Below are 17399 nucleotides of genomic sequence, written 5' to 3'. Positions count from 1 at the left end.
ATAACGCTACCAGCCAGCGACATAAATCAAGATTAGGGAAATGCCTAACCTTTTTTTGATAACCATTGTGATAGTCTTAACATTAGGTGGAATTTCGACAAGAAAAAGGATAGTGGGGCTTATGCTGAAATCTAAATTTTTTAGATCCGTTGAGAAGTTCAATGGGACGTTCACCCAACTGGAAGAGCATTCCCGCCGTTGGGAAAAGCTGTATAAAGAACGTTGGGCGCATGATAAAGTGGTGCGGACGACCCACGGGGTCAATTGTACCGGGTCATGTTCTTGGAATGTCTTCGTCAAACAAGGTGTCGTCACTTGGGAACATCAAGCGACAGATTATCCGTCGTGCGGTCCGAATATGCCTGATTTTGAGCCGCGCGGGTGTCCGCGCGGAGCAAGCTTTTCGTGGTATGAATATAGCCCGTTGCGCATCAAGTATCCTTATGTGCGCGACAGTTTGTGGCAGTTATGGCAAACCGCTAAAAAAGCGCATCCCAACTTATTGGATGATTGGGGCAGTATCGTCGAAGATCCGGCCAAAGCTAAACAGTACAAGTCTCAGCGTGGGCATGGCGGTTTGATCCGCGTGCATTGGGAAGAAGCTAGTGAGCTGATCGCAGCGATGTTGTTGTACACGATCCGCGAATATGGGCCGGACCGTATCGCCGGCTTCAGCCCAATCCCGGCAATGTCGATGTTGAGCTATGCGTCTGGGGCGCGGTTTATCTCCATGCTTGGTGGGGAAATGCTGTCATTTTATGACTGGTATGCGGATCTGCCGCCAGCTTCACCACAAGTTTGGGGTGAACAAACCGACGTCCCTGAGTCCGCTGATTGGTATAACAGCCAGTACTTGATGATGTGGGGGTCAAATGTGCCATTGACACGGACCCCGGATGCGCACTTCATGGTTGAAGCCCGCTACAAAGGCACCAAGGTCGTGGCCATCAGCCCTGATTATGCCGAAAACGTTAAGTTTGCTGATAATTGGCTGGCGCCGCACCCAGGCTCTGATGCCGCTTTGGCACAAGGGTTTACCTATGTGATCTTGAACGACTATTACCATAAGCAGCAGGTGCCGTATTTCATCGACTACGCCAAGCGCTTCACGGATCTGCCATTTGTGATCACGCTGAAACCGAGCTTAAAACATGCGGATCATGTGGTGTCTGGACGTTTCTTGCGCGCCGCTGACTTGGGCCAAACCGTTGCTAACGGTGAGTGGCAGCCGCTGGTTTTTGATGAAACAGATGGCCGCTTGATCGCCCCAAATGGTACGATCGGGCAGCGCTATGATCAAAATCAAAAGTGGCGCTTGGATCTGACCGCCGCAGATGGCCATACCATCGCGCCGCAACTGTCGGTATTAGTTGAAAATGGGCGCACCGCAGTGATCGATATGCCAGGATTTTCGGAGCAAGGGGCATCTGTTTATCAACGGACCGTGCCGGTGAAGACCGTCACCTTAGCAGATGGCAGCGAGCAGCTGGTGACGACGGTGTATGACTTGATGATGGCCCAATACGGGATCGCGCGGATCCCGGGCGATCCTTATGCCGCCGATGATGCCATGGATGCCACGAGTCCCTTCACGCCGGCTTGGCAAGAAAATGTGACCAGTGTGCGTGCGGATCTGGTGGTCCAAATTGCACGTGAATTTGCCCAAACAGCTGCAGACACACATGGCAAAGCGATGATCATCGTTGGCGCCGGGATCAACCATTGGTTCAACTCGGACATGACTTATCGCGCGGTGATCAACATGTTGATGCTGACTGGTTGTATCGGGGTACAAGGCGGCGGTTGGGCGCATTATGTCGGTCAAGAAAAGCTGCGCCCGGCAGAAGGCTGGTCCACTATCGCCTTTGCCAATGACTGGCAGCCTGGTGGTGCGCGGCAGATGCAAGGGACCAGTTTCTTTTATTTCGCGTCTGACCAATGGAAGTATGACGAGCTGGATAACGAAGGATTGAAATCCCCGATCCGCCAAAGCCCGCATGCTTATAAGCACCCGGCGGATTACCAGCAAATGGCGATCCGGTTAGGCTGGATGCCGAGTTACCCGCAGTTTGATCGCAGCAACTTAAGCTTTACCAAAGACTATGACACCACCGATCTGGATACGATCAAAGCCAAAGTCGTGGCTGAGTTAAAAGCAGGGACCTTGCATTTTGCTGCTGAAGCGCCTGATGCTGAGCAAAATCAGCCGAAGGGGATGTTCATCTGGCGGTCGAACTTATTTGCGTCATCAGGCAAAGGGCAAGAATACTTCATGCGCCACTTGCTGGGAGCAGAAAACGGCTTACTGGCCAAGCAAAGCGAGCGCTTCAAGCCGCAAGATATGCAATGGACCGAAGCGCCAGTGGATGGCAAGCTGGATCTTGCCATCGCCTTTGATTTTCGGATGGTCACGACCCCGCTTTATTCTGACATCGTGTTGCCTGCGGCTACTTGGTATGAAAAAGAAGACTTGTCCTCAACCGATATGCATCCGTATATCCATCCATTCAACAAGGCTGTTGATCCGCAATGGGAATCCCGCTCTGATTGGCAAGCGTTCAAACAAATCGCCAAGACCTTTTCTACGCTGGCAAAACAATACTTTCCTGGCAAGCATTACGACTTGAAGACCCAGCCGATCGGCCATGATACGCCTAATGAAATGGCGCAGCCTAATGGCGAGATCAAAGACTGGAAGAAAGGTGAATGCGAACCGATCCCAGGCAAGACGATGCCGAGCTTGAGTTTGGTCGAGCGCGATTATACGACGATCTATGACCGCTACATCGCCTTAGGCCCAAATGCCGGCGGCAACGTGGGCGGCAACGGCTATCACTATAGCGTCAAAGATGAGTATGCCGAACTCAAAGACATCAATGGGACCTACACCAGCGGGATCGAGTCAGGGATGCCGCGGTTGGATGAAGATCAAAAAGTCGCTGAAGCGATCTTGCACTTATCTAGTGCCTCGAATGGCCATGTCGCGACTAAAGCTTGGGCCAATGCCGAAGCGATCACCGGGGAAAAACTTGCCGATATCGCCAGCGGCTTAAGGGAAAAGCAAATGACCTTTAAGTCGATCACCATCCAGCCTAGTGAAGCCATCCCGACGCCGTTAGGGACCAGCAGCAAGCATGATGGTGACCGCTACAGTCCTTTTTCTGTCAATATCGAGCGCAATATTCCGTTTCGCACGCTGACCGGGCGGCAACAATTCTTCATCGATCACGAGATCTTTGAAGAATATGGCGAAGAATTGGCCACGTTCAAGCCGACTTTGCCGCCAACAGTACTGGGGCCAAGCGATGTCCAAGTGACGCCGGCCGCCGAAGAGATCACCTTGCGTTATATGACACCGCATGGCAAGTGGAACATCCACACCACGTATCAAGATAATTTGTACATGCTGACGCTGTTTCGCGGTGGCCCGACCGTATGGCTATCGCCAGCCGATGCGGCCAAGATCCATGTTGCAGATAATGATTGGGTCGAGTTATATAACAAAAACGGGGTCGTCACCGCTCGGGCAGTGGTATCTCAGCGGATGCCTGATGGCTCTTTGTATATGTATCACGCGCAAGACATGGAGATCCAAGAGCCGTTATCATCGATCACCGGCAATCGCGGCGGGTCGCATAACGCGCCGACGCAGATCCATATCAAGCCCACGCAAATGGTCGGCGGCTACGCCCAGCTGAGTTATGGGTTCAACTACTATGGGCCGATCGGCAATCAGCGGGACTTGTATGTCAACGTGCGGAAGTTAAACGAGGTGAAATGGCATGAAAGTTAAAGCACAGATCTCAATGGTCTTAAACCTCGATAAGTGTATCGGGTGTCATACTTGCAGTGTCACATGTAAGCAGACTTGGACCAATCGGCCTGGCGCTGAATACATGTGGTTCAATAACGTGGAGACGCGGCCTGGGGTCGGCTATCCCCAGCAATGGGAAGACCAAAGCCATTATAAAGGGGGCTGGACGTTAACCAAAAAAGGCAAGTTGACCCTGCGCGCCGGCGGAAAGTTCAATAAGGTCTCGTTGTTGAAGATCTTTTACAATCCGGATATGCCGCAACTGGATGATTATTACGAACCATGGACTTATGATTACCAAACCCTTTTTGGCAAAGCATCGAAGCATCAACCGGTTGCGCGGGCTAAGTCACAGATCACTGGTGAGTATATGGACCTGACCAACGGGCCTAATTGGGATGATGATCTAGCCGGGTCTGATCGCAGTTTCAGTGAAGATCCAAACATGACTGATATTGAAGCGGACATCAAAGGCAACTTTGAAAAAACCTTCATGATGTATCTGCCGCGGTTGTGCGAACACTGCCTGAATGCGGCATGTGTGGCGAGTTGTCCTAGTGGGGCCATGTACAAACGTGACGAAGACGGCATTGTCTTAGTAGATCAAGAACGTTGCCGCGGCTGGCGTTTTTGTATGACTGGCTGCCCGTACAAGAAGGTCTACTTCAACTGGAAGACCAATAAAGCGGAAAAGTGCACATTTTGTTATCCCCGGATCGAAGAAGGCTTGCCTACCGTCTGCTCAGAAACTTGTGTCGGCCGCATTCGCTATATCGGTGTGATCTTGTATGATGCTGATAAAGTGGCTGAAGCTGCTAGCGAACCCGACGAAACTAAACTTTACCAGCGGCAGCTTGACTTGTTTCTCGATCCTAATGATCCAGCAGTCATCGCCCAAGCATTGGCTGACGGCGTTGATGAAGAGACCTTGCATTGCGCCCAACACTCGCCGGTTTATAAGATGGCGGTTGAAGAAAAGATCGCCTTCCCATTGCATCCAGAATACCGCACGATGCCAATGGTCTGGTATGTGCCGCCTTTGAGCCCGATCATGAATTATTTTGAAGGCAAAAACTCGATCAAGTATCCTGAATTGATTTTCCCAGCGATCGATGAAATGCGCATTCCTGTTGAGTACTTGGCCAGCTTGCTAACAGGCGGCAATGTGGCAGTGATCAAGCAAGCGTTATACAAGCTGGCGATGATGCGCTTGTTCATGCGGGCGCAAACGTCAGGCAAGCCGTTTGACGCCGCTAAACTAGAACGTGTCGGCTTAGATGCAAAGCGCGCCACCAGTTTGTATCGGTTGTTGGCGATCGCTAAGTATGAAGACCGCTTCGTGATCCCTAAAGCCAAAAAAGAAAACGTTGAACCAGTGGCGCAAGAAGCTGGCGGCTTAGGTTTCGAGGAATGCAATGGGTGTGCTTTAGCCCCAGCGCATGGCAGCATGTTCAAGGAATACAAAGCGGGGATGTCGAGTCAGCAGATCTATGCAGAAAGTTTTTATGGGGGGATCTGGCGTGATTAATATTCAAAAGCTCGATACTGTCAAAACCGGATTCACTTATTTGAGCCGCTTGCTCGATTATCCCACGGCAGAATTGTTGACACCGGCCTTTACTGCCGGGTTGCAACAAGACTATGCCCCAACTGCGCACAAAACGGCGCTGTTGGCGTTGTTGGCCGAGCTGCAGCAAGAGTCGTTGGCAGAGTTGCAGACGCATTATGTCGGCTTGTTTGAGTTGAATAATCGCTACACACTTTATATGACCTATTACAAGCTCACGGACTCGCGGGAACGCGGCCAAGTGCTGGCGCGATTGAAAATGTTGTATGAGATGTTTGGCGTGCGGGTGCAAGGTACTGAATTGCCGGATTATCTGCCGCTGATGCTGGAATTTTTGGCGTATTCGGATTGGCAAACAGATGCCCGCCAGCAAGATCTGTCCTTGTTGTTTGCGGTGATCGAAGATGGGACGCATGAATTGCTCAAACGCGCAGCAGTCGCTGCGGCTGATCCGTATTTTCGCTTGGTGGCGCTGGTGCGTGCCGAGTTTAAAGATTGCCTGGCGCCGGCGGCCAAGGGGGTAAGCTAAATGGGGCAGGGATTACAGTTTTTCTTATGGACGATCTATCCATATTTGGCGCTAGCCTCTTTTTTCATCGGGATCATCGTGCGCTTTAAGTGGTTTCCTTATCAGATCACGGCAAAATCTAGTGAGCTGATGGAACGCAAGCTGCTGATCATCGGCTCGATTTGTTTTCATGTCGGGATCATCATGGTGTTTTTCGGGCATGTGGCGGGGATCATTATTCCTAAAGCCTGGACAGATGCCTTCGGGATCACCAATGAGCAATATCACCTGTTTGCGATGGTCATGGGTGGCATCGCCGGGGTGTTGGCGTTAGTGGGGATGTTCGTATTGACTTACCGGCGCTTCACCAACAAGCGGGTGTTTGCGATGAGCAGTTTGTCAGATCTGATCGTGAACTTGAGCTTGTTGACTGAGATGCTGCTGGGGATGGCGTCGAGTTTTATCGCTGGGCCGCTCAATCCGAGTTTCAACTATCGCACCAGCATTGCGATCTGGTTTCGCCAGATCTGGGTCTTGCAGCCGGATTGGCATTTGATGCTCAATGTGCCGACGCTGTTTAAGATCCATGTCTTCGTCGGCTTTTTGATCTTCATGTTCTTCCCGTATACCCGCTTGATCCATGCGATCGCGCTGCCTTATCAATACCTCTACCGGCGTTTTATCGTCTATCGGCGCAAGCCGCGGATCGGTGCTTGATGATGCGCAAAATGGGTATCGCGCTAGCCTTATTAGTGCTCGTTTGCGGCGTGGCGATTTGCGTGGGTAATTATGCCTTAACGCCCAGTCAAGTGCTGCAGGCGCTTGGTCACACCCAAACCCCAGCAGGCATGGTCGTGGCGCTGCGAGTGGTGCGCTTGGTGGCGGTGGTGTTAGTCGGCGCTGGCTTGAGCATGGCCGGGGCGACGTATCAAGCGGTGTTTGCTAACGGCTTAGCTAGTCCGAATGTCTTGGGGGTCGCCACCGGCGCAAGTGTCGGGGCGGCCTTTGCCATTTTGTGCGGCTGGCCGCTATGGGCTGTTGAAGGGTGTGCCTTTATCAGCGGCTTAGCCACGGTCAGCTTGACGCTGACATTGAGTCGGTTGCTGCCGCAAAAGCAGACGCTGAACTTAGTCTTAGCAGGGATGATCGCCGGTGGGTTAGCGACCAGCTGCTTGGGCTTGATCAAATACATCGCCGATCCGCAAGATCAGTTGCAAAGCATCGTTTTTTGGGAATTAGGTAGTTTTGCTAAAGTCGACCAAACCGCGCTGACCGTGATCGCGCCGGTGTTATCATTGGCAGGCGGGTTCTTGCTGGCGGCGCGCTGGCGCTTGAATGCCTTGACTTTAGATGATGATGCGATCGTCGCTTTAGGGTTGTCGCCGCGGGCCAACCGCAACGCGATGGTGGTAGCAGCGACGTTATTGACCGCAGCTTCGGTGTGCTTGTGTGGTGAAGTCGGCTGGGTAGGGCTAGTCGTGCCGCATTTGGCACGGAGCTTTGTCGGCAGTGATAATCGCCGAGTCTTGCCGCTGACTGCAGTGATTGGCGCGACGGTGTTGTTGACGGCAGATACGTTTGCGCGCAGTGTGTCCGTCAACGATATCCCGTTAAGTATCATCACCGGTTTCATCGGCGTACCAGTATTGATCGTGATTTTATTAAGGAGGCAGCCGCTTGGATTATGAATTGACCGCGAAAAACCTCGCGTTTGCTTATCCCCATCGGCCCGCCTTATTTACCCAAGCCCAGCTGCAGGTGCCTCAAGGGCATATCTTGGTGTTGTTAGGGCCCAATGGTATCGGCAAAAGCACCCTGTTAGGCTGTTTGACTGGCCGTTTGCAGCCGCTTAGCGGTCAGGTGTGTATCGCTGGGGTGGATCTGGCCAGCTTAAATGCCCGCCAGCGCGCTGCGCGCTTGGCGGTCGTAGCACAAACTGGGGGGCGCGGCAGTACGCTGAGCGTGCAAGATTATTTGCTCTTAGGGCGGGTCAGCCAGCATGGCTTGTTTGGTCAACCAGATGCAGCCGATCGCCAATGTGTGGCACAAGCGCTGGCGCGAGTCGGACAAAGCCAATTGGCGCCGTTAAGTTTGGCGACGCTGTCTGGCGGGCAAAAACAGCTGGTGATGATCGCCGCAGCACTGGTCCAAGCGGCCCAAATATTGGTATTGGATGAACCGACGGCGGCGTTAGATCTAAAAAATCAAGCGCTTGTGCTGCGCTTGCTGCAGTCACTCAAACACGATGGCAAAACCATCATCGTCACCACCCATGATCCCAACCAAGCCACTTTGATCGCTGATTCGATCGCGATCTTGCAGGCGCAGCACCTGGAACAAATCACTGTCAGTCAGCTCAGTGCGGCCCGATTAGAAGCCTTATATCAAACGCCGATCGATGCCGTTTGGCATGGCCAACGCCCTGTGTATTTGATCAAAGGAGTAGATCCGTCATGATGAAACGATTCCTATTATTGGCCGCTTGTGTCGCCGGCTTTGGCCTTACGCCTGGTGGGGTGGTGGCCGCTCAAACGCATACGGTCGTTGATATGACCGGCCGAGCCGTGAAGGTACCGACTAAAGTGACTAAAGTCGCGGATCTGTGGCACGCCTCCAATCCGATCGTGGCGATGCTTGGCGGCGCGGATAAAATCGTCGCCACGACGAAGCTGATCCATGATAACGCGCTGCTGACTAGTTTGTACCCGACGCTCAAAAATCAGGCGGTGCCGTTTGCCGGCAGTGACGTACAGCTCGAAACCTTGCTCAAAGCGGCGCCGCAAGTGGTGATCTCGGCTGATCCGGCGCAAGTCACAACGCTGCGCAAAGCCAAACTGCCGACAGTCAACGCGATGTTTCAAACGTTACCTGACATGCAACAAAGCATCACCTTGACGGCTGATCTGCTCAATACCAAAGCCGCCAAAGCTAAAGCCAAAAGCTATAATCAACAGTTCAAACAAGACATCAAGCGCGTCCAAGCGCTCACGGCAGCAGCTAAAACCAGGCCCACTGTGCTCCATGTGGTCGGGTTGGCTGACTTGACCAAAGTTGATGGCACCAAGACCATCCCAGATGAATGGATCAAGATCGCTGGCGGCCAAAACGCGGTGCAAGAAGCAGGCAATATGCGCGATGTGACACCAGAGGCGATCATCAAAGCCGATCCGGAAGTGATCATCGTCGGCAGTACCACTACGGCTAAAGCCTTGGCTGCTTTTCAAAAAGACGCTCGCTTCAAACACCTCACTGCCGTTAAACATCAAAAAGTCTATGGCAATCCCAGCGGTTTATTTGCATGGGACCGCTATAGTGCTGAAGCCGACTTACAGATCTGGTGGGCGGCTAAGCGCCTGCATCCAGAATTGACCCAACAGGTGGCGCTCACCGCTAAAGCCAAGGCGTTTTATCAACGATTCTTTGACCAGCAGTTTTCCACCAAGCAGATTCACGCGATCCTTGCAGGAAAGGCGGTGAAAAAATCATGACGCATATTGCGATCACGCACCAGCCGCTAGATGCCGCGGTGCTGATGCAAACACTGATGGCGCCGCAATATGGCGGCATCGATATCTTCATCGGTACCGTACGGCAAATGACCGGTGAGATTGAAACCACGGCGATCGATTATTCCGCTTATGTGCCGATGGCCGTTAAAGAAATGCAAAAGCTGGCGGCGCCATACTTGGCGCAAGGTTTTGAAGTCACGATGGTGCACCGTATCGGCCACCTTGAATTAGGCGATTTGGCCGTATTTATCGGCGTCGCGGCGCCGCATCGCGCCGAAGCATTTGCGGCGTGTCGGGACTTGATCGATCGGTTGAAGCAAACCGTACCGATCTGGAAGAAAGAATATGATACGGATAAGATCCGTTTTGGGGGGCTTGAAGATTGAACATCCAATTATTTTCATTATTAGCTGAAGCGCTCGGAGCGCAAGTAACCATTGCGGTGACTACCCCGACGACTGCTGATGCGATCAAAACTGCCTTGGCGGCGGCATATCCTAAATATGCCGCTTTGATCGCTCAAAGTGTCGTTGCAGTCGATCAAGATTATGCCACTGCCGATCAGCAGATTGATGCCGCCGCCGAAGTCGCCTTGATCCCGCCGGTTTCTGGCGGTTGAATCGCTGGCAGGGGTTGCATTGTGCACAATGCAAAGCGTATGCTTGAACCGGATGTAACGTTGCTCAGGTTAAGGAGGCAGATCACATATGGATAAAACTTTCACCTTAGACGAATTGAAGCAATATGATGGCCAAGACGGGCGGGCCGCTTATGTGGCCGTTGACGGCGTTGTTTATGACGTCTCAAACGTCGGCCCTTGGGCTGGCGGCAAGCATCACGGCAACACGGCTGGCGGGGATGCTTCCCAAGCAATTTTAAAGTCGCCGCATGGCAAAGGGGTCTTGGCAAAGCTGCCGCGCGTTGGCGTGTTGGCATAACTTGCAGCAATCGACTGACCCTTTTGTCACCGCAACATTAAAACAGGGATATGACATCGTCATATCCCTGTTTTAATGCGCTAAAAGCGGTGCTATTGCACGATGTGAGAGCCGCCGCGGATAAAGTTGCGCCATAAGACTAACCAGCATAAGGCGGCAAAGATCGCCAACAAGATCAAGCCGATGGTATAGCTGCCTGTGGCTTGTTGGATCACGCCAAGCAAGATCGGTGGGAAGTACCCGCCTAACCCGCCGACCGCGCCGACAAAGCCAGTCACAGCCCCAGTATTGCCTTTGGAGACGTAAGGCACCATTTTGAAAATGATCCCGTTGCCTAACCCGGCGATCACGCCGATCATGACCAGGCCTAATTCAAAAGGCAGCATGGCGCCAAGGGTACCGCTGAGTTCCAGCGCGAAGATGCCGATGCCGATCAAAACCCATTGCAACAAGGCCATCGGGCGGAATTTATCCGACAAGATACCGCCGATCGGCCGCACGATGGTACACATGGCGCCAAAAGCTGCGGCCCACAGCCCAGCGTCTACTGGCGTCATTTTGAACAAAGCGCCCAGCATGGTCGGGGTGAGGTTGCTAAAAGACATGAATAAGCCGAAGGTCAATGCGTAAAACAAGGAGAGATACCAAGTGTTGGCATCTTTGGCAACGGCCAAAGAGTCTTTGAAGGTCTTGTTTTTGTTGACCGGCATCTCTTTACAAAAAATGGCAAAAATCACGATCAAGATGATCAAAACGCCGATCAAGAAGTTGTACACCATGGTGAAATCCCAGTGTTGCGCGATGCGCGGCAAGGTCAGCGCGGAAATCGCATTGCCCAAGTTGCCTAAACTGGCGATGCCTAACACCAAGCCTTGGCGTTCGGGAGGAAACCAAACGGAAACATATGAGATCCCCACAGCAAAAGAGGTCCCGCTCATTCCCAGCAGCAAGGCGACGATCAATAGCAGGCCAAACGAGTGGACTCGCGGCACCAAAAACAGCGGGATCAAGACGAACAGCATCAACAAGATGTAGACTTTTTTGCCGCCATAGCGATCAGAGAAGATGCCGACTGGGATCCGCAAGATCGAGCCTAATAAAACCGGTGTCGCCAGCAACAAGGTGCGCTGTGAAACCGAAAGCGAAAAAGTCTTAGCAATCTGCGCGGCTAACGGTGCAAAACTGGACCAAGCCATGAAGCAGCCCATCATTGCCAACGTTCCCATGATCAACGCCATGGTCGCGTTAAAGCGCCCATGCGGCGTGTCTGCTGTTGTCATAAAAGTGCCTCCCCCGAATCATTGATGCTGTGCTTACAAATGTTGACTGGTCTGGGTCACATATCTTCAACGACGAGATACGTCATATCCAACGGCCCATGGACGCCGACGATCAAGACCATTTCAATATCACCAGAATTAGATGGTCCCGTGATGAAATTGATATTGGAAGTCTTTAAACTGCCATCGGCAAACGCTTTTTCATAGCGATACATCGCCTGGCGCGACCGGCTCAAGATGTGGCTTTTTTTGATCACGGCAAGGTAGTGGGTCGGTAAGAAATGGAATGCGCGGCCTTGGCCAGGGGTGGTGGCGACGGTGATCGTGCCGGATTCTGCAAGCAGATAATCGGCAAAACCGATCGCCGCATCCGCGTGGCTCGCCGTGTCGATGTTGGCTTCGCGGCCGGCGTTGGGCACCCAAAAGCTGGGCTGAGGCGTCAGTTGGTCACGCCATGTTGTCAACCCAAAGTCTGCAAACGCCGTGCTGGTTGGCAGCATTGGCGTCTTGGCTGCTTTAGCGGCTAAAAAGGCATCCAGTGCTTGTGGCAAGGCCGCTTTGGTCGTGGTTTGAAAATCAACGTGCACCGCTTCGCTGCTTTTTTCGGCTAAGGCGAATAAATCATCTGCGCTGAGATCTGCTAGTGTGGTGTCTGGCAGATCATTCAGCGGCTTAAACGGGTGATCTTGTAATTGGTGCCGCGGCCGTTTTGCTGCTGTGGCTAAGCTGTCTAAAAAAGCTTCACGTTCAGTCATGTTATCCCTCCTTATTTATTGGTGCGCGTCTTTACGCGTGTTTGTTTTCACTTTGGTGTTTTTTAAACCACGCCCGGAAGTTTTCGGTGTGCTTTGGCGGCCTTGGCAAATCACGGACATCCGTCCAGCCTTTCGCCAGCGAAGGGGCGTTTTTCACGAAGCCGCCATTATTGATGAAGTTTTCCGTTGAAATCGGCGCTTTTTTGGAAAGCGGGCCAAACATGGTGTGGTCGACCCCCATGGCCATGCGGAACATCGCCGGGGTCCCAGTGGCAACGCCGATGCCTTTCATCAAGACATTGTTGAACGAATGATCCATATGGAGCTGGTTTTCCATGACTTCCCGATGCTTAATCAAAAGCTTATGCAACGGGATCTTCACCGGACAAGTTTCGCTGCAAGCCCCGCAGAGGCTGGAAGCAAATGGCAAATCGCCAAACTCTTGATAGCCGCGCAGTACCGGAGATAAAACCGCACCGATTGGGCCAGGATAAATCGAGCCGTAACCATGTCCGCCAATGTGGCGATAAACCGGGCAAACGTTCAAACATGCCCCGCACCGGATGCATTGCAAAACGGCTTCAAAGTCGCCGCCTAAGGCATTGCTGCGGCCGTTATCCACGATCACGACATAGAAATCTTCTGGGCCGTCGCTTTCACCGTCAACTTGCCGACCAGCAAAAGTAGCATAACTGGTGAGCTTTTGCCCAACGGCAGAGCGGGAAAGCATTTGGTCTAAGACTTCCGCTTCTTTCAAGCTCGGCACTAGCCGCTCCATCCCCATGACGACCACTTGCGTCTTGGGGATCGCCATGACCAGATCCGCATTCCCTTCATTGGTGACTAAGTTGATCAACCCGGAATCAGCGATCGCAAAGTTGCAGCCCGTTACCCCGAGATCCGCTTGTAAGAAGGACGCGCGCAGATATTTACGCGCAAAGCGCGCCAAATGCTGCGGGTCATTATCGCCGTCATAGCCGAGTTTATCATGGAAAATCGTACGGATCTGATCGCGGTTTTTGTGCAGCGTCGGGAAGACGATATGGGTTGGCTCATCGAAGTCATCTTCTTCCAGGATGAATTCTGCCAGATCAGATTCTAATACCGACATGCCTGGGATCTCCAAGAGCTTCTTATCTAAATCGATTTCAGTGGTGACCATCGACTTGGATTTGACCACATGCTGGGCGCCTTTATCGATGGCGATCTGTTTGATGTAGTTGGCGGCTTCGTCATCCGTCTTGGCAAAGAAGACATGGCCGCCGCGGGCTTCGACATTATCGGCAAATTCTTCTAGATAATCGGGCAAATAGCGTACCACGTGTTGGCGGATCTGTTCCGCCAATTCCCGCCACTGGGCCCAATTGCCGAGATCTTGCCGCGCGGCAGTACGTTTGTCCCACTGCGCGTCTTGTGCTTTGGCAACGGCCGCTTGCATGAACGGATCGGCTTCTGATTCTGCCAGCCGCGTCAAAAAGGGATGATCACTGGTTTTGATTGGCATAAGTTCCACCTCCAGGTACCAGATCGGCGTCATCGATGTACTGGACCCGATCCATATCAACATTGCTATTCAATACTTCAGCCAAATGCATCACCTTGATATGCTCACCGCGGCGATTGAAGCGGCCGACGATGTTCATCAAGCAGGCTTGGTCACATGAGATCAAGATTTCTGCTTTGGTCGAAAGGACCGAGTCGACTTTTTCATCCACCATTTGCCGCGAGATTTCCGGTTCCTTGACTGAAAACATGCCGCCAAACCCGCAGCAGTTTTCCAGATGCGGCAATGGCACCATCGTCAAGCCTTGCACATGCTTGAGCAGCTCAAACGGCGCGGTGCGTTCCCCTAACAGCCGCGTCATATGGCAGGAACGGTGATACGTCGCCGTAGCGTCTAAACGCGCCCCGGCATCGGCCACATGCAAGATCCGATAAACAAATTGGGAAAATTCGTAGGTCTTATCCGCAAGTGCTTGTGCTTTAGCCGCATATTCAGGATCATCTTTAAGGTGTTCTGGATATTCTTTGAGCATGGCGACACAAGACCCAGCAGGCCCGACAATATAATCGGCATCGACGCCTAGCAAGGCATCGACTTCGTTATGCATGACCTTTTGGGTTTCCTTGACATACCCAGAGTTGAACGTCGGCTGCCCGCAACAGATCTGTTTGACAGGCAAGGTCGTTTCACAGCCGAAGCGCTCGAGCACCTCGACCATCGCCGCCCCAACGTTAGGAAACAAGAGGTCGATGATACAAGTGGAAAAAATTGCTACTTTCACGATTGCCACCTCCAATGTCAAAATCTAAAGCAGTACTTATTTTTATTGTACGTCAAAAAATCACAAGAATGAGGGCGTTTGCAAACAATTGGGGTTTTCCCTTGCTCAATTATAATGAAACCAAAAAATGTTTTTAAAAAAGGCATATTTTTTGGGCTTGCCAGTCCCAAAGCAAGCGGGTATGGTAAAAAGCAGACATCAAGTTTAGTGATTATGGAGGTCAAAAGATGAAGAAGCATTGGGTATTGGGATTTGGGTTAGCGGTATTGGGCAGTGTGTTGGTGGCGTGTGCCCCGAAGGAATCTGCGGTGCAGTCTTCCGGTAGTGCCGCCGCGCCGAAATCGGCAACGATCCGCATCGGCACCATGGCAGCACCAGATTCCTTGCCGCTTTATGTGGCCCAGCAAGCCGGATACTTCAAAAAGCACCACCTCAACGTTAAGCTGACGGCGTTTAAGTCACCCAAAGAACGTGACGCCGCGATCGCCGGCGGCCAATTGGATGCTGCGGTCAGTGATGCGGTGGCATTGAGTACTTATGTCAACGGGCAGTTAGGCTTCAAAAGTGCGACGGCTTTGACTGGCTATTTTGGGATCGTGACTAGTGCCGACAACGTCAAATCGGTTGCCGATTTGAAAGGCCAAGCGATCGCGACCATGCCGCGGCAGACGCCGACGTTTTATTTGGACCAGCAACTGGCAAAAGCTGGCCTCAAAGACACTGACGTTGCGATCAAAGAAGTTGCTGCGATCCCAGTACGCTTGCAATTAGTCGCTAACAAACAAGCGGCAGCGACGATCTTACCGGACCCGTTTTTGAGCATGGCTAAGGCCCAAGGGCTGAAGGTGATCGCTCAAAGCGATCCGGCCCAGTATCAAACCACCTTGTTGGCAGTCGACCGCGCATTAGGTCAAAACCAAGCCGTGATGAAGCGCTTCTACCAGGCCTATGATCAAGCGGTCAAAACGATCAACAAGCATCATGCCAGCGATTATCAAGCCTTGTTGACCAAGCAGCTCGGCTTCCCAGCAAAAATCGCAGCTGCATATCAACTGCCGCATTACCAAGCAGCTCAAGCGGTACCGACGAAGACATTGAAGCAAGCCTTTGCGTATGCGCATCAAACCGGCATCTTGAAACAAGCAGTCGACGCCAGCGACTATCAACTTCAGGTGCAATAATGTTAACGGTGAGCCATTTAGGCGTTGCGTATGCGCATCAGCAGATCCTTGAAGACGTCACGTTCACCGTTGGCCCTCAGGAGATCTTAGCGGTGTTGGGCCCGTCTGGAGTGGGAAAGACCACGCTGATCAACGCGATTTGCGGCCAACAAGCGCATACCGGTACGGTAACGTTAGCCGGTCAGGAGATTGATCCGCAGCGCCAGCAACTGGCGTTAGTGCCACAAGATTATGGATTATTGCCATGGTTAACGGTTGCAGCTAATGTTGGGCTGCCGTTGCGGTTGCGGCATGCTGCCGCCAATCAGCAAGTCATGGCGATGCTGGAGGCGTTGGGCTTAACGCCGCTGGCCAAGCGCTATCCGGCCGCGTTATCAGGCGGGCAGCGCCAGCGCGTGGCGCTGGCGCGGGCGTTTGTTGCCCAACCGACATTACTCTTATTAGATGAGGCGTTTTCTGCCTTAGATCCGGTGGTCAAACAAACGGCGTATGCCTTATTTGATAAGCAATGGCAAGCGACACCGGCGCCTACACTGGTGGTGACTCATGATTGGGAAGAAGCGCTCGTGTTAAGTGATCGCCTGCTCGTGCTGGCACAAGGGCACCCGCACCTCATGAAAAACGCGTTGGCCGATCTGCCGCGCGCCCAACGCGTGCATGCACCTGCATATCCGCAAGTCTTAGCCGATTTAAGAGAGGCGGTGGCAGCACAATGGGCAAAGTAAAAATGACCGCAGTGGCCTTAGTATTGATCCATGCGGCTTGGGCTGTTGCCGCATTGGTCGTGCATCAAGCTGTTTTGCCCACCCCATGGGCGGTGTATGCGTATTTACCGCAGTTGGCAAGACGGCAGTTGCAGTGGCATTTATTCTTCAGCTTGTATCGCCTTGGCTGGAGTATGGTGATTGCCACAATATTAGGCGTGGTGATCGGCATCGCTTGCGTGCGTTTGCCGCGTGTCGGGCGAGTCTTGGATCCTTTGATCTATTTGACCTATCCGCTGCCAAAGATCGCATTATTGCCAGTGGTGATGCTGTTGTTTGGATTGGGCGATGGCTCAAAAATCATTTTGATCACGTTGATCATCGTGTTCCAAGTGATCATCGGCGTACGGGATGCGGTGCGGCAGATCCCAGCGTCGGTGTATCAAGGCGTGGCGGTCATGGGCGCCAGCCGTTGGCAAACGTTGTGGTATGTGACGTGGCCGGCGAGCTTGGCCGGCTTGTTTTCTGCGTTGCGGATCGCATTAGGCAGTGCGATCGCGACCTTATTTTTCACCGAAGTCTATGGGACTGAATACGGGATCGGCTACTTGATCATGGATGAATGGAACCGGCTGGACTATCTCGGCATGTATGGCGGGATCGTGGTCTTGGCCGCGTTGGCCTTTATCTTATTTGCCGCGTTAGGGGCCTTAGAGGCTTGGAGCAGCCGCTGGCGCCGCAGTGCATGATGATTTCAACGCAAAAAAGCGGTGGGTCAAACTGATGTGAACCCCCAGGTTTGGACAACAATCCAAATCTGGGGGTTTTACTATGGTCAAGTTTGATCTAGATTTTCGC

The 17399-nt window shown here is 52.5% G+C and carries 17 protein-coding genes; 13 read left to right on the top strand and 4 right to left on the bottom strand.

What is annotated here, in order from left to right; all coding sequences use genetic code 11:
• The first annotated feature begins 121 nt into the window (after window positions 1–121).
• From EKM91_RS10455 to EKM91_RS10410, 10 genes are all read left to right on the top strand, one after another.
• Complete coding sequence (locus EKM91_RS10455; RefSeq protein ID WP_125753832.1) at window positions 122–3793, top strand: nitrate reductase subunit alpha; 3672 nt, start codon at window positions 122–124, stop codon at window positions 3791–3793.
• Window positions 3783–5342 carry a nitrate reductase subunit beta gene (gene narH / locus EKM91_RS10450; protein WP_125753829.1) on the top strand — a complete coding sequence of 520 codons (1560 nt, stop codon included), beginning with the start codon at window positions 3783–3785 and terminating at the stop codon, window positions 5340–5342. The genes EKM91_RS10455 and narH overlap by 11 nt, the downstream gene beginning before the upstream one ends.
• On the top strand, window positions 5335–5910 hold the full coding sequence (narJ, locus tag EKM91_RS10445; RefSeq protein WP_125753826.1) for a nitrate reductase molybdenum cofactor assembly chaperone: 576 nt from the start codon (window positions 5335–5337) through the stop codon (window positions 5908–5910). The genes narH and narJ overlap by 8 nt, the downstream gene beginning before the upstream one ends.
• Window positions 5911–6606, top strand: a complete 696-nt coding sequence (gene narI / locus EKM91_RS10440) for a respiratory nitrate reductase subunit gamma (protein ID WP_125753823.1) — start codon at window positions 5911–5913, stop codon at window positions 6604–6606.
• A gap of 2 nt (window positions 6607–6608) precedes the next feature.
• Window positions 6609–7577, top strand: a complete 969-nt coding sequence (locus EKM91_RS10435) for a FecCD family ABC transporter permease (RefSeq protein WP_225419498.1) — start codon at window positions 6609–6611, stop codon at window positions 7575–7577.
• Entirely contained in the window at window positions 7567–8346 is a 780-nt protein-coding gene (locus tag EKM91_RS10430; protein WP_125753817.1) for an ABC transporter ATP-binding protein, read from the top strand. Before EKM91_RS10435 ends, EKM91_RS10430 begins: the two co-directional genes overlap by 11 nt.
• The gene (locus EKM91_RS10425; RefSeq protein ID WP_125753814.1) at window positions 8343–9377 is read left to right on the top strand and encodes an ABC transporter substrate-binding protein; all 1035 of its coding nucleotides are present in this window, start codon (window positions 8343–8345) and stop codon (window positions 9375–9377) included. Before EKM91_RS10430 ends, EKM91_RS10425 begins: the two co-directional genes overlap by 4 nt.
• A complete protein-coding gene (locus tag EKM91_RS10420) occupies window positions 9374–9784 on the top strand; it encodes a molybdenum cofactor biosynthesis protein MoaE (protein WP_125753811.1) in 411 nt (136 codons plus the stop codon). The genes EKM91_RS10425 and EKM91_RS10420 overlap by 4 nt, the downstream gene beginning before the upstream one ends.
• The gene (locus tag EKM91_RS10415; RefSeq protein ID WP_125753808.1) at window positions 9781–10017 is read left to right on the top strand and encodes a MoaD/ThiS family protein; all 237 of its coding nucleotides are present in this window, start codon (window positions 9781–9783) and stop codon (window positions 10015–10017) included. Before EKM91_RS10420 ends, EKM91_RS10415 begins: the two co-directional genes overlap by 4 nt.
• Before the next feature lie 88 nt (window positions 10018–10105).
• Window positions 10106–10336 carry a cytochrome b5 domain-containing protein gene (locus tag EKM91_RS10410; protein ID WP_125753806.1) on the top strand — a complete coding sequence of 77 codons (231 nt, stop codon included), beginning with the start codon at window positions 10106–10108 and terminating at the stop codon, window positions 10334–10336.
• Between the two features lie 92 nt (window positions 10337–10428).
• On the opposite strand, the gene EKM91_RS10405 is transcribed toward EKM91_RS10410, so the two are convergent.
• From EKM91_RS10405 to EKM91_RS10390, 4 genes are read right to left on the bottom strand one after another with little or no spacing between them, the layout of a single operon-like run.
• Entirely contained in the window at window positions 10429–11616 is a 1188-nt protein-coding gene (locus tag EKM91_RS10405; protein WP_125753803.1) for a nitrate/nitrite transporter, read from the bottom strand.
• A gap of 56 nt (window positions 11617–11672) precedes the next feature.
• A complete protein-coding gene (locus tag EKM91_RS10400; protein WP_125753800.1) occupies window positions 11673–12371 on the bottom strand; it encodes a LutC/YkgG family protein in 699 nt (232 codons plus the stop codon).
• A gap of 31 nt (window positions 12372–12402) precedes the next feature.
• Window positions 12403–13875, bottom strand: a complete 1473-nt coding sequence (locus tag EKM91_RS10395) for a LutB/LldF family L-lactate oxidation iron-sulfur protein (protein WP_125753797.1) — start codon at window positions 13873–13875, stop codon at window positions 12403–12405.
• Complete coding sequence (locus tag EKM91_RS10390) at window positions 13856–14656, bottom strand: (Fe-S)-binding protein (protein ID WP_125753794.1); 801 nt, start codon at window positions 14654–14656, stop codon at window positions 13856–13858. The genes EKM91_RS10395 and EKM91_RS10390 overlap by 20 nt, the downstream gene beginning before the upstream one ends.
• A gap of 227 nt (window positions 14657–14883) precedes the next feature.
• On the opposite strand from EKM91_RS10390, the gene EKM91_RS10385 reads away from it, so the two are divergent.
• From EKM91_RS10385 to EKM91_RS10375, 3 genes are read left to right on the top strand one after another with little or no spacing between them, the layout of a single operon-like run.
• Entirely contained in the window at window positions 14884–15837 is a 954-nt protein-coding gene (locus EKM91_RS10385; protein ID WP_125753791.1) for an ABC transporter substrate-binding protein, read from the top strand.
• Window positions 15837–16562 (top strand): ABC transporter ATP-binding protein, encoded by a 726-nt coding sequence (locus EKM91_RS10380; protein ID WP_125753788.1) that lies wholly within the window; start codon window positions 15837–15839, stop codon window positions 16560–16562. Before EKM91_RS10385 ends, EKM91_RS10380 begins: the two co-directional genes overlap by 1 nt.
• Window positions 16550–17290, top strand: a complete 741-nt coding sequence (locus EKM91_RS10375; RefSeq protein WP_125753785.1) for an ABC transporter permease — start codon at window positions 16550–16552, stop codon at window positions 17288–17290. The genes EKM91_RS10380 and EKM91_RS10375 overlap by 13 nt, the downstream gene beginning before the upstream one ends.
• The last annotated feature ends 109 nt before the right edge of the window (window positions 17291–17399 follow it).

The organism is Lacticaseibacillus baoqingensis (assembly GCF_003946165.1).
In the GTDB taxonomy this organism is placed as follows: Bacteria; Bacillota; Bacilli; order Lactobacillales; family Lactobacillaceae; genus Lacticaseibacillus; species Lacticaseibacillus baoqingensis.
The sequence above is the reverse complement of the archived record's forward strand: the minus strand, read 5'-3'. Positions and strand labels throughout refer to the sequence as shown.

What these genes read in the sequence shown, in the direction of transcription:
- EKM91_RS10455 (WP_125753832.1), top strand. Translation starts at nt 122, where the DNA reads ATGCTGAAATCTAAATTTTTTAGATCCGTTGAGAAGTTCAATGGGACG.
- narH (WP_125753829.1), top strand. Translation starts at nt 3,783, where the DNA reads ATGAAAGTTAAAGCACAGATCTCAATGGTCTTAAACCTCGATAAGTGT.
- narI (WP_125753823.1), top strand. Translation starts at nt 5,911, where the DNA reads ATGGGGCAGGGATTACAGTTTTTCTTATGGACGATCTATCCATATTTG.
- EKM91_RS10435 (WP_225419498.1), top strand. Translation starts at nt 6,609, where the DNA reads ATGCGCAAAATGGGTATCGCGCTAGCCTTATTAGTGCTCGTTTGCGGC.
- EKM91_RS10425 (WP_125753814.1), top strand. Translation starts at nt 8,343, where the DNA reads ATGATGAAACGATTCCTATTATTGGCCGCTTGTGTCGCCGGCTTTGGC.
- EKM91_RS10420 (WP_125753811.1), top strand. Translation starts at nt 9,374, where the DNA reads ATGACGCATATTGCGATCACGCACCAGCCGCTAGATGCCGCGGTGCTG.
- EKM91_RS10410 (WP_125753806.1), top strand. Translation starts at nt 10,106, where the DNA reads ATGGATAAAACTTTCACCTTAGACGAATTGAAGCAATATGATGGCCAA.
- EKM91_RS10405 (WP_125753803.1), bottom strand. Translation starts at nt 11,616, where the DNA reads ATGACAACAGCAGACACGCCGCATGGGCGCTTTAACGCGACCATGGCG.
- EKM91_RS10400 (WP_125753800.1), bottom strand. Translation starts at nt 12,371, where the DNA reads ATGACTGAACGTGAAGCTTTTTTAGACAGCTTAGCCACAGCAGCAAAA.
- EKM91_RS10395 (WP_125753797.1), bottom strand. Translation starts at nt 13,875, where the DNA reads ATGCCAATCAAAACCAGTGATCATCCCTTTTTGACGCGGCTGGCAGAA.
- EKM91_RS10385 (WP_125753791.1), top strand. Translation starts at nt 14,884, where the DNA reads ATGAAGAAGCATTGGGTATTGGGATTTGGGTTAGCGGTATTGGGCAGT.
- EKM91_RS10380 (WP_125753788.1), top strand. Translation starts at nt 15,837, where the DNA reads ATGTTAACGGTGAGCCATTTAGGCGTTGCGTATGCGCATCAGCAGATC.
- EKM91_RS10375 (WP_125753785.1), top strand. Translation starts at nt 16,550, where the DNA reads ATGGGCAAAGTAAAAATGACCGCAGTGGCCTTAGTATTGATCCATGCG.